Source organism: Micromonospora sp. NPDC005215 (assembly GCF_040607915.1).
Lineage (GTDB): Bacteria > Actinomycetota > Actinomycetes > Mycobacteriales > Micromonosporaceae > Micromonospora.
Genome location: NZ_JBEXHQ010000067.1, coordinates 18,818 through 30,724 on the forward strand (window position 1 = coordinate 18,818; position 11,907 = coordinate 30,724).

The 11,907-nt window shown below is 68.0% G+C and carries 10 protein-coding genes; 5 read left to right on the forward strand and 5 right to left on the reverse strand.

The window, feature by feature from the left end; all coding sequences use genetic code 11:
• Positions 1–82: 82 nt before the first annotated feature.
• The 3 genes from ABZU25_RS31795 to ABZU25_RS31805 are packed head-to-tail and all read right to left on the reverse strand — an operon-like array spanning position 83 to position 5,362.
• Complete coding sequence (locus ABZU25_RS31795; RefSeq protein ID WP_355033041.1) at positions 83–2,581, reverse strand: tetratricopeptide repeat protein; 2,499 nt, start codon at positions 2,579–2,581, stop codon at positions 83–85.
• Between the two features lie 9 nt (positions 2,582–2,590).
• The gene (locus ABZU25_RS31800; protein ID WP_355033042.1) at positions 2,591–3,364 is read right to left on the reverse strand and encodes a hypothetical protein; all 774 of its coding nucleotides are present in this window, start codon (positions 3,362–3,364) and stop codon (positions 2,591–2,593) included.
• Between the two features lie 33 nt (positions 3,365–3,397).
• A complete protein-coding gene (locus tag ABZU25_RS31805) occupies positions 3,398–5,362 on the reverse strand; it encodes a CHAT domain-containing protein (protein ID WP_355033043.1) in 1,965 nt (654 codons plus the stop codon).
• A 581-nt stretch (positions 5,363–5,943) separates the two neighbouring features.
• On the opposite strand from ABZU25_RS31805, the gene ABZU25_RS31810 reads away from it, so the two are divergent.
• Complete coding sequence (locus ABZU25_RS31810) at positions 5,944–6,174, forward strand: hypothetical protein (protein ID WP_355033044.1); 231 nt, start codon at positions 5,944–5,946, stop codon at positions 6,172–6,174.
• Positions 6,175–6,879: 705 nt separating this feature from the next.
• Positions 6,880–8,583 (forward strand): Shedu anti-phage system protein SduA domain-containing protein, encoded by a 1,704-nt coding sequence (locus tag ABZU25_RS31815; RefSeq protein ID WP_355033045.1) that lies wholly within the window; start codon positions 6,880–6,882, stop codon positions 8,581–8,583.
• A gap of 78 nt (positions 8,584–8,661) precedes the next feature.
• Here the strand turns inward: ABZU25_RS31815 and ABZU25_RS31820 are convergent, their stop codons facing one another.
• Together ABZU25_RS31820 and ABZU25_RS31825 are read right to left on the reverse strand one after the other, a co-directional pair.
• Positions 8,662–8,826 (reverse strand): hypothetical protein, encoded by a 165-nt coding sequence (locus tag ABZU25_RS31820; protein ID WP_355033046.1) that lies wholly within the window; start codon positions 8,824–8,826, stop codon positions 8,662–8,664.
• Positions 8,827–8,988: 162 nt separating this feature from the next.
• Positions 8,989–9,426, reverse strand: coding sequence for a DUF6228 family protein (locus ABZU25_RS31825; protein WP_355033047.1), 438 nt, complete (start codon positions 9,424–9,426; stop codon positions 8,989–8,991).
• Positions 9,427–9,632: 206 nt separating this feature from the next.
• Between ABZU25_RS31825 and ABZU25_RS31830 the strand changes: the two genes are divergently transcribed.
• From ABZU25_RS31830 to ABZU25_RS31840, 3 genes are all read left to right on the forward strand, one after another.
• The gene (locus tag ABZU25_RS31830) at positions 9,633–10,175 is read left to right on the forward strand and encodes a hypothetical protein (protein WP_355033048.1); all 543 of its coding nucleotides are present in this window, start codon (positions 9,633–9,635) and stop codon (positions 10,173–10,175) included.
• 251 nt (positions 10,176–10,426) lie between these two features.
• Complete coding sequence (locus ABZU25_RS31835; protein WP_355033049.1) at positions 10,427–10,846, forward strand: N-terminal phage integrase SAM-like domain-containing protein; 420 nt, start codon at positions 10,427–10,429, stop codon at positions 10,844–10,846.
• Entirely contained in the window at positions 10,818–11,525 is a 708-nt protein-coding gene (locus tag ABZU25_RS31840) for a site-specific integrase (protein ID WP_355033050.1), read from the forward strand. The genes ABZU25_RS31835 and ABZU25_RS31840 overlap by 29 nt, the downstream gene beginning before the upstream one ends.
• Positions 11,526–11,907: the final 382 nt, after the last annotated feature.

Consider the following 11,907-nt stretch of genomic DNA (forward strand, 5'->3'; position numbering starts at 1 on the left):
AGAAGCGTGCGGGCTCGGTGCCTCGACCTTGCCGGGACAGCTACAACGCGCGCGACAGGTAGCGGTAGTCCGCCCGGCCTCCTCATTCTGAGGCGACAGAACGGGTGGCGATGTATGTTGCCCAGCGATACGGGGGTGTTGTACCGCGGGCGGCCAGGGCTCGTTGCCACGCGAGAAGGCCACGCAGGGGGCCGTCCGTCTCGACGTAGCGAAGCAGCTCGCGGTCAAGTTCGGCGGTGACGGCGTCGTCGATGACCGGGACGGTGCTGGTGGCGATCTCGTGGGCACCAGCCCAGGCCAGGCCGGTGAGGACTCCGGTCCACTCGCCGCCCACAGTGCCACCGGAGCCATCGCAGCCGAGAACGAGGCACCACGGCGGGATGGCGAGGTCGGCAAGTTCCGCCGCAGTCACCGGGTCCGCCTTCCCACCCTCGCCGTCAAGGAGAATTGCCGCAGAGGCCGGGTCGATGGCAGTACCTGGCCGCACGTGTCCTGCAACCGCAAGCAGGCGGGGACGTCGCGCAAGCGACTGCCGGAGGTGGTGGCGGGTGGCCGGGTCGAGAGAGGTGACGCCAAGGACCTGGGCACCGGGTGAGGCGAGGCCGCGCGCCGATTCCAGATCGCCGAGCGGGTCCGCGATAACGATCGTGCCGTCCGCTTCGCCGATGACCCCGCCACCGAAGCGCCCGGCTAGCGAGACGGGGAGGCCCACCGCGATGTCCGCGGCCTCGGCCAAAAGCAGCGGCGCACTAGTCTGCGGATCGGTGAGCGGCAAGGCGGCCCAGGGAATGCGACCGAAGGCGGGGATCGGAGCAACGACCACTCCGATACGGCGCCGCGCGGCGTGCGCCGCCAGAACTCGGCCTCTGACCTCGGGGCTGAGCAACATCTCGCTCAGCGGCCAAAGCACCTGTTCGGCGGACCACTCGAACGCTTCCCGCACGCCGTCGTCGGCAAGAACTGCCGCCCGGGCCTGCTCGCCGATGGCCCCTGCCGCTCGTGCCGCAGTGCCGGGGTCGGCGAGCATCGGCCCCGAAGCCGCCCGCCACGTTGCGATTCTCGCGGCAAGACGTGGGTCGCCCGAAGCGGCTTCGAGGTCGGGCTGGTCAACGATCGGAAGTGCCGCCGAGTACCGCGCGAGCGCTTCGAGATTGAGGGGTCCCTGGTCGGCGTCGGCGGCGGTCGCCGTCGACCAGGCCCTCACAAGGCGATGCTCGCCCGTCCACCATCCCAGCCACATGGCGTCCTTGCCAAGCAGTGACTCCGCGAGTTCCCCGAGCACCACCGGTTTGCCGGAGCCGCCAATGGGCGCCGGACCGCGGCAGGCAGCCACCGGGGAGGGTTCGAGGAAGCCGCCGCCGGCCCTGCGCAGGACGGGTTGGATACGTGCCCGTTCAACAACGGCGGCCACGTCCGCCTGCCGTCCGCTGTTCATGCAGATCCGCAGAGTCGCCGGAATCGTTGGCCCGTAGACGTCGAGAAAGAGCCGGTACCTATCGGTCGCGCTTGGCAGGCTGTGCCGGTAGCGGTCGAGCCCGGTCAGCGCGGCGATTGCATGGTCCGCAGCCTCCTGGCGCAACACTTCGGACGGCTGGTCCGGGCGATCCGCAAGCTCGTCGAGCAGCAGGGCGTAGTTGTGTTCAGCGTGCGCGGCGCCGGACGTCGATCCGAGTTTGGTGTACCGGTCGAAAGCCTCTCGATTTAGGCGGATCGCCGCGTCGAGGTGGCCGCGAATTCGCTCGGCAACAGCGAGGCTGGCTGTTGCCTTGGCGGCGGTCGTCTCGTCGCCGATCTCATCTGCCCAGCGCAAAAGATCGTCGTAGGTCGCGACGGCTGTGTCCGGATCGCCCTGGTTGAGCTGAATGTTGCCGACGTTGTGCAGCAGGCTCGCGCGGTGCACCGGCGCCAGACGCTGAGCGGTCGCGAGCAGCTCACTAAGCATCGCCTCGTTGAAACGGTCGCCGCGCCGCTGTCGCGCCTGCATGATCCCGACGTGGGTTAGGTCGACCTGGTTCGGCTCGGCCGCGGCTTCGAAGAGCCGTAGCGCCTCTGCGAACAGGGTTAGGGCTTCGTCGGACCTGCCGGTACGCGCCAGACAGGCGGCCAGGCCGCGTACGGCGTGGCCCCGGTCGGCATCCGTGCCACCGATTTCGTCCCAAATCGCCAGCGCCTCCTCGTAGCTGGCTCGGGCCTCGGCTATCCGGTTGAGTTCGGCGCACGCGACCGCCGCGTTGAAGGCGATGTTGGCTGCCGTCGGGGTGCGCTGCCCGGGGGTCAGCTCACGGGCTCGGGCGAACGTAGCCAGGGCTGCCTCGAAACGGCCGAGCGCCAACTCGGCGTTGCCGAGATTGACCAGCGCGCTCGGGAAATTCTCCGCCGTCGCATGGCCGTTGACGAGGCACCGGTTCAGCTCGTAGGCGGGCTCGTGCAGTCCGAGCTCGGCCAGGAGCACCGCAGCTTCGTGGATGTCCGTTACGGAGGCCAGGGAGTTATGAAGCTCGCGGAGGGCGGCCCGGGTCGCATGGGCGTCGCGGGCCTGCACACTCCGCCGCAGCCGCTCGAAGATCCCGTCGTTCGGCACGACGTCCTGCTACAACAGACCGAAGTCTGCGGGCGAGGAACGCTGGGCAGCGAAGACCAACTCCGCTTCGGCATCGTCCAGCGGATCCGTGTCACGGGTGAGATAGGCGACCTGGACCGCAGACTGGCGGCGCAGAAGGCGCCTTTTCATGCCGACTGCCTCGAACAGCGGAGTGCTGCTAAAAGGCATCACCCAATACGAGGCATGGTCAGCGTTCACGCTCACGTCGGCACCGGCCTTGACCCCTTCGACACCGACAACCCCGGTCACCGGCACGTTGACGCTCACCTCGGCCTCGACGCCACCGCTCTTGGCGATCACGATCGTGCAGGCAGGATAGCTGCGTACCGCGGTCACGAGATGCCATTCGGGTTGCCAGACCTTGCTGGCAGAGAGCTCCTCGACGACGGCACGTGCGTCCGCCATGCTGCCGACCGACCGCTGCTGACCTTGGCTAGTGACGACGAGAAACGACGCCTGCTCCGTAAAGGACGCCCGCGCTTTCCCAGCTGCTGCCACGGCGTTGACGGCGACGGACCCCGAGGCGCTGATCGTGACGCCCTTGTGCTCCCGCACCGGAGCGGCTTCATGCTCGGTGCAAGCAAGTCGGTCCGACGGGACGCCGAGCGCTTGCAGTGTGGTCTCACGGGTGACCACACCTCCAGGACCTCCGGTGACCACGTCGCCGACAGCCAGCTGCACGTCGGGCTGCCAGGTGGCGATGACCGAAAGCTTGTCCCACATCATGCCGGTGTAGCCCTTGTATGCCTTGGCCAATGCCATTGCATGTCTCCCGTATGTGGCTGGAATGAGAGCCTACGTCGCAGGGCCGCCGTGTACGGCCAGGCCCCATCGCCCCATCACGGTGTCAGAGGCAAGCAAGCGGGCCTGGTGGACGGCGCGGCGCAGCCCGGCGCCAGCCGCTATCTCTCTGACCGTAGCAGCGACGATGGCGGCGGTGTCGGCCGCGGGAAGTGGCCACAGTCCGCCCACGACCGTGGATGTGCCGTTGAGCAGCAACGCCGCTGGAAGGTTCAACGGGTACGCGATGGGTGGTGCCGCCGAAGACCAGCACGCGGCCACCAGCACGCTGCGGAATCGGCTCGCGGCCAGCATCAGCGCGGGCAGTGGCCGCTGCTCGATCACGGCGCTGAATCCGAGACCAGTGCCGGCCCCATGCGTGAAAACCAGCAGCAGATCACCGCCGAGCACCGAGTCGAGATCGCGGGGCAGTCGGACGTCGAAACCGCGAGCGCGCACATCGAGCAACGCGTCCTCCACGACCTCGGCGCTGGGCGCAAGTTCGTCCACTATCGCCGTGATCGATCGAATCTCACCGCCGCTGGCAGGGGTCCGGGCATGCACACCAAGCGACGGTGCCAGCGTCACATCGACATCGGCCAGCACATCTGCAGCCTGCCACGGGATGGTCCAGGCCTCACCGTCGGGCACAACGACCAGCGAGGTAAGCCCGCCGGCCTCTGCGCGTTGGATCAGGCCGCGCGGCAGAAACTCGGAAGCCAGCCGGCTGACGTCGGCGCCGGCCAGCCGGGCGATGGATTCGGGCGCGGCGGTTGCCAGGTTCTGCAGGGTGGCTTCCTGGGCCGCGTCGAGGCGTACCGACTTGACGGCCAGTCCATCCGGCGGCGTCACGAAGAGGGTCATGAATGCGGAGCCGTCCCTGGATCGGGCTCCCTGCCGCCGGATCAGGAGCGCGGATCGGCCCCGCAGGCCGTCCATGCATCTGGCGAGGTCCGTCCACAGCGGCGCCTTGTGCGCCAGGTAGGCCAGTCTCGCCTGCACAACGGCGGGGACATCATCCTCGGGAAGGGCGGTCACCTCGGTCAGTCCCGTGTCGGCGAGCGCCTCAACAAATTCGGCCAGAACATTCGCAGCTGCCGCGTCCGTGTCGAGCGCCAGCAGGTCCATGACCATGTCGACACCCGCACGAGCCGCCGGTGGGACCTCGCCAAACCGTTGTCGGCCGCGTAGGTGGCCGACAACTCGAGTGAGGCCGCGCCGAGCCCGCTCGACGTCGATCGCCGGACCCGCCATGGCCGCGAAGGCCTCGGACAGTCCAGACAGTAGTTCGTCGTCGCCCGAGCCGCGCAGCTCTTCGAAGACTGGACACAGCGACCTTGCTGCGGCGCTGCGGTCGCCGGCGCGCACTGCCTCGCCGAGCCCGGAGAACCCGCCTCGTTGTCGAAGCGTCGGCGCCAGTGCTCGCGCCGAGCGGGCCGCGGGATCTTCGGCGTCCAGACCCTCGACCGCAGCGTACGCCTCATTCACCGCATCGCGATCGCGGGTGATGACCGCAACCGTCAGTAGGGTCAGGGCCCGATGCGACTGCGAAAGATTCCCCTCCGATTCCAGTGCCTTGCGTGCGGCCCATAGGGCCAGCTCGTGCTGCTCGACCATGCGCGCCGACGTCGCCACGTTGACCAGGTCTATGGCTGGCTGGTCGGTCAGGCCGCGGGCCGCGAGCAGCCCGAGCGCCGCACAGGTCAAGGCGCGATCCTCCACCGTTAGCTCGACGCGGAGAAGGGCCCGGCAGAGGTCGGTGACCTGGGCGACCGTGTCGCTGTCGAGCTGGCCGTCCGGACCGAACCCGGCCCAACCGCCGACGCTGCCGACCGCGAGAAGCTCCACTGGCGCGGTGATCTCGTTCAGCGTGCGGGCCAATTCCCGGGCGAGCTCGCCGTCGCCGGGGCGCGCGCGGCCGAGGCAACGGCGGACAAGGACCTCGGCCAGCGCCGACACGACACCGGGATCTTCGTGCACGCCTCAATTTATCCTCGGCGGCCCCGATCGGCAGTCCAGCCTGCCCGCGGCGCGGCGGGCAACCTGACCGCTGCCTGCAGCCGACCAACGGCGAGCAACAATCGCACGCCACTGTGTACGGGCCACCGCGGCGTGATCAACAGGTAATCCGCTGCCGACCGCAGGTACCCTTCTTGGTTCCGGCTCGCGTGGGGTTCCAAATCAGTTGGCTCGAGCCACAAGACACCGGCGGCGGTGCGGCGAACCATGCGGACGGTATCGACCAGTCTGGCAGCGGCGCGCGGCAGCCTGCGACCCACCGCCCGGGTATCCCCGCCAGCATCAGGATGGGCTGCCCTATCGAAGTATCAGGTAGAGCCCGAGGTCGTCCCTCCGGAACGATGCCCGGATGATGATGCTGGTCCCTGCGAACCCCCTACGGCCACGCCTGCCCGACGACCACTTCGCGCCCGAAGCCCACGCGGCCCGTGCCGCCGGGATCGACGTCGCGGTGATCGACCACGACGCGCTGACCCGCGACGACCCGGCACCGCGCGATCACGGCCGTGACCGCCGCTGGCTCCGCGGTCTACCGCGGGTGGATGCTCCGCAGCGACCAGTACGCGGCCTTCGACGACGCCCTCGCCGCTCGTGGCGTAACCCTCCGCACCAGCGGCGACCAGTACCGCCACGCCCATGAACTCCCCGGCTGGTACCACCAACTCGCCCCGGTCACCCCAACCTTCACCTGGACGACCAGCGCGGAACGGACCACGTTCGACCAGGCTCGCATCCGGCTCGGGACCGGCGCCGCCTCGCCTGCCACCGAATAGCGCTTCTCCCGTCCGATCCCCATGATCCCGTCCACGGCGACGTCAGTGTCGCCCCAGGTGGTCCGGCTCGGCGCCGCAGCGCGACGGCGACCCCGACCTGCGTCGCGCCGGCTTGGGTGAACAGGTGGTTCGTCTGGCGGACCTGCCGGCCGGTGAGACCGTCATGGTTGGCGAGCCATGTCAGCACGATCCGGCAACGGCGCACCTGTTCGGGGCGGGTGTCGAGGTAGTGGTCCGCGACCGCCCGATCCTGCGTGATCGCCAGCACCCGCCATGGCCACAAGTCGGCGTTGCGATGGTCGCCGCTCATCAGCGGAGCAGGAGCACTACCGCCGGTTTCGCGTATGGTCTGATCTGTTGCAGGGCGATGACCTCGAGACGGGCCGTCGCCAGATCGCCGCGGGGGTACCTCACCGACTCAGCGGCGGCGACGGACGTGCGGCTGAGCCACCGGCGCCAGGTCGATCACTCGCGTTCCTCCCTCAACCGCGCGCCAGCCCTGAGGATCTGTAGCCGTTTTCCGGATCGGGCCGCAACAGTTCCTCATCCCTGTGAAACCCAACCAGGCGGCGCTCGTCGGCGACTTGCAGAGCATCTGGACGGGCAACGGCGACCGGCACCAGGGGCTGTCGTGGTGCCGCTCCGCGAAGCGCGTTGACTATCATCGGTCGGTCACAGATCGGCTACCCATGAGAGATGCGGGCCATGGCTCAGTGGTTGCTCACCACCGGCGACACCCGGCTGCACCGTAGCCAGCAGGCCGGTCTCGCAGGCAAGACCTGGATGACGTCGGACTGTTTCGGGGATGCTCATGTCTTCGCGCCGCTGGCCGAAGGCGACGGTGTGGCTCTGCGGCGTGCCGGGCGCGGCGGCGGGATCGTGGCGCACGGCCGGGTCGAGGCGGTCGTGTCCGCGCATGGCGATCCGCCCGAGTCGCGCTTCGAGCGGTGCACGCCGCATCAGGTCACCGTAGTGTTCGACGAGCTCTTCCTCGGCCGGCCCATTGACCGTGAATGGTTGCGTGCGTCAACCGCACCGGCGTCGTACACGTTCGCCAGCACGCGCCGCGGCTCGCGGCGGCCCGTGGAGATCTCGAATGAGGCGTGGCGTGCCATTGTCCGGCTCGCGCTGGAAAACCGGGAGATCTGGTGGCCTGCGCGGTGGGACATCCCGGTGGGCACGGTGGTCAGCCGCACCGATCTGTATCTAGTCTTCGGCGGGCAGAAGACCGCGACGGTGTCAGACAGCGAGAGCACGCCGAACACCTTTATTTTCACGACCTTGTCGCCGGCTGATGCCGGGTCCAGCTGGAGTGACGACGGGGCGTTTCTGGTCACGGGTGTGGCGGAGACGGACATGAGCTTCTCGTACGCCAACGATGCCGTAGCGAAACATGTTCGCCGTGGACGGCCGTTGCGGGTCTTCCGCAGCTCACGCGGCGGATGTACCTATCTCGGGGAATTCGTCGTCGACCAGGCCAAGCCCGTCGAGCGCTGGGTCATGACGGGCCGGGAGCGAGTTGTTGCCGCCCGCTATAGCAGACGAAGCCCAAGACAGCGCCAAGAGCTGAGGGCACCGATATTTCGATTGTTCCCGCTGGGGCCGATCGCGCCGCTACAGCCGGGCCCGGCACGTCGCCAGCAACGGCTACGCGTCTCGGTCGATCTGGGCCGCCACACAGCCGGAACCGCTCCGGATGGCGCGCCGGGCCCGGAGCAGCCGGCCGGAGACCCGCAGTCAGCCGGTACGGCGCCGGTCACGGCCGCCGTCGAGAAGCTGCTGGCCGTGTTACGCAGGGACCCGGCCGCTGCAGACGCGTTTGCCGAGACGGATGCCGCAGCGTTGCTGGCGGACCTGCTGGAGCGGCGGGTGCGGTGGGCGGCGATCGCCGAGTTGCGCGATCTCATCGATGACCCGAGAAGTCGCGAGAACGCGATCCAGAGAGTGCTGGAGCGCAACACCTGGATGTTCGGCGGCTTCTATATCGGCAAGGCGGCACGACGAAAACTGACTTTGCGCGAGCAGCTCGATATCCCGCTGATCCGCGCCGACGGGTCGTTACACGGCGTCGAACTCAAGACCGCCCGGATAGACGACTTGGTCGTGGAGCACCGCAATCGCCTTATAGTCGGTCCACTGGTGAATGAGGCCGTCGGGCAGGTGATCAACTATCTGGACCGCCTAGACCAGCAACAGGCGGTTATTCAGTCCGATCTGAAGGTCGACTGCCGCCGAGCGGCGATGACGGTGGTGATCGGTCATCCCCGATATGTAACCTGTGGTGCGTCGGCGGCTGAGGTGGCCGAGACGATCCGCACGTACAACACGCACCTGACGCGGGTGCAGGTGATGACTTATAAAGACTTGATCGACAGCGCCGAACGGGCGCTGCGGCTAGCCCAGGCCTAACGGCGGCCCCCGGCTCTGACCTCGGGCGGCAACAGGTCTCGCAGGATCGCGCTACGAGACCATGCCGCGCGGCAGGTGTCAGCCAGCCGACATACACACCAAGTCTCGGACCCCACCGGCGACCGCGATGCTGACCCAATCGGCGTAGACCTTGCCGCTGCTGACGTCATGGACGCCAAGGTCGTCCAGTTCGGTAACGAGGCCGTTCCACTGCTCCTCGGTGATCCACAGATTCCGTCCCACTGAACGCCTCCTGACATTCATCATGCAGTACCTCTGCCTGCAAAGATCAAGACTTCTGTCGGTCGGCGTCGGTCACTCACTGCCGCTGACCTGCTCGCCAGGTCGCCTACCGTCGACGCCGGACCGTGTCCGTCGGCGGGCCTGGCTGTACAGCTGTAGGGCCTATCCACCTAGGAGGTCACGGAGGTCGGCCGCCAGCCTGGTCATCTCCTCGCCGGCCTCCACCACGAAGATTGTCCGGGCCGACCAAGCATCGTCGGCATACGCCTGCCGGGCACGCTTCAACGTCACGCCGATGGCTACGTGGCCTCGCCCGTCGTGGCGCGCATCGATCTTCATCTCACCTTCTAGCGAGCGCCACTCTCGTCCGCCTTCCCATCCCTGCCAGTCGTCTGCTAGAGACTGAAAGAACCACCCAAGAGTCTCGTTCTCGGGTGCCCAGCGACCCGCCAGCTTGGCGCTCGTCTCCGCCGTCATGCCCTCGTCAGAGATCTTTGACCGCACAGTCCAGATGTAGCCGTCGCCGTACGGGTCGGTTGGAGGGTGCAGTACCCAACTGCAGCTCGTTCCGAGCGGTCGCAGCACGAAGGGCTTTTCCATGGTCAACATGATGGTCGAAAGCTGGTGGGTGTCGACGGCAATACCGCACCGTCAGTTTGGAAGAGCGTTCTCAACAGGTCGTGATGCCCGAAACGCCTGCGGTCGGCCGGCGGCCTGGCTGCATCTCGTGCCCGCTCGTGACCGTCCAGGGACACTGTTACTGGCCCGTGGATGGCCCGCCGACCCTGGGCGGTACCGTCGCTGACGTGCAATCCGATCGCGCTCTACTGGATCAAATCCGCGCTACGCCGTGGATCGCGGCCCTGTTGGCGCGGTTGTTCGACTTCGATGTCTCCCGGGCGGCAAACGGGCCGGTTGAGCCGGTCCACCTGGCCGGCGGCGAATCCCTTGAGATGATCGCCGGGGATGCCTCGGGCGGAGCATTCATGGTGGTCGGCTCGGGTAGTCAACGACCAGCCGTGTACGTCGGATCGGAAGGCGAGGGCGGGCTAATCGCCACGTCCCTGCGTGACGCGCTGGCACTCGTCGTTGACCTGTCCAGCCTCCATGACGCGACCGCAAGACCGTTCGGTGATGATGGCAGCCAGCTACGGGACTGGCTGGCTCAGGCAGACCACTACATTCGCGCTGACTGGCCGCAGCTCGACACGGAACGGGGCCGGCTCCGGGAAGCACTCGGTCTGCCATCCGCAGACGAACTCCTGGCCGACCTGCACGCAGCGGCAGCCAACGAGCGATACCGCCCGATCAGCGACGCTGGCGAACGCTACAGGTCAATGCTTGAGTAGTCATTCGGGCTGGCTGGAAAGCGGCGGATCTCTGAGGAAGGTCGGGGTTCAGGGGCGGAGCCCGGAGGTCTTCCGCTCTTGTCGCCCGTCAGCGTGGCCGCCCGGCCCGGCCGATGCCGGCCGGAGGTCGCCAGCAGGCCGGGGCCGCGCCGGCGCGGCCCGCTTGCGGGCCGCCTTGATGAGCTCTAGGCGGCGGATGAGGAGTTCGCGGCATGACGGGCCGGCGCCGGCGGTCTCATGGTGAAGGCTCGGTGTACGAGCAGCGACCGGGCATGTGGGCTGCGGTGGTCGACCTCGGTTGGATCGACGGTAAGCGGAAGCGGAAGTACGTCTACGCCAAGAGCGAGGGTGAGGTCGTCCGGAAGCGGGACGAGCTGCGGCGCCAACTTCAGCTCGGCGTCGACCTCTCCGCACAGCCTCGGACCCTGGAAGCCTGGTTGACCGAGTGGCTGCGGGACGTGAAGGCGCACGACGGCACTCGGCCGTCAACGCTGGTGCGTTACCGCCTGGCCGTGGGCAAGCACCTCGTGCCGGGACTGGGCCGGGTGAAGCTCAATCGGCTGACGCCTCGCGATGTGCAGCGGTTTCTTACCGGGCTGCGAGGAAAAACTCGCCCCGGCCAGCATCATCAAGGTGCACGCGGTGCTGCGTGTCGCGCTGGCCGACGCTGAGCGAATGGACCTGGTCCCGCGCAACGTCGCCAAGGCAGCCAAGCCGCCGGCCCTCGGCAGGACCGAGCGGCGTGCCCTGACGCCCGAGGGAGCCAAGACGCTGCTGTCAGTGCTGACCGGCGACCGGTTGGAGTCGCTGTTCGTCCTAGCGCTGGCGACCGGGCTGCGGCGGGCTGAGCTGCTGGGCCTGCGGTGGTCGGATGTCGACCTGCCGAGTGGGGTGCTGTTCGTTCGGCAGACGCCCCAGCGAACGGATCATGGATTGGAGTTCGTGCCACCGAAGACGCACCGATCGGCCCGTCCGCTGCCGCTGTCGGCGCTGGCCGTCCGGGCGTTGGAGGCACAGCGCGTGCGCCAGGCCAAGGAACGGCTCGCGGCCGGGGAAGTGTGGTCGGATCTGGGCCTGGTCTTCGCAAGCACCATCGGCACCGCGATGGAACCGCGGAACGTCAACCAGCGCTTCGAGCAGCTCCGCGCGGCGGCCGGCCTGGACTGGCTGCACCTGCACGACCTGCGGCACGCCTTTGCCACGTTCCTGCTCGACCAAGGCGAGGAACTGCGCACGGTGATGGAGCTGCTCGGGCACTCCACGATCCGGATGACGGCCGACACCTACGGCCACGTCCTGCCGGCGCGGGCTCGTCAGGGCGCCTCGGCCAATGACCGGATTCTCGGCTAGGAGCGGACGGCGTGTCCGGCTTGGCTGTACGAATGGCTGCACTCGGACCGAGATCAACCGAAGAAAGTGCTGGTGGAGCCCAGGGGACTCGAACCCTAAACCCTGCCTTGCAAAGATCAAGACGGATGTCGGCCCGCGTCGGTCGTAGCCGCTGACCTGCACGGTGGTCGGCCCCTGCGGCTGAGGGTCGCTCGCCGCCGCTTGGCTTGGCTGTACCGATGGCTGTACTTGTCTCTACTCGCCCACCTGCATCCGCCCGCGGCCCGCCGGGATGCGGGGACGAGTCGCGGGGAACATGCGCCCGGGAAGCGGTCCGGCGGATGTGTGCCGTAGGAAATCCGCCAAGTTGAGTTGGACGATGCGCAGCCCGAGTGTCCGGATC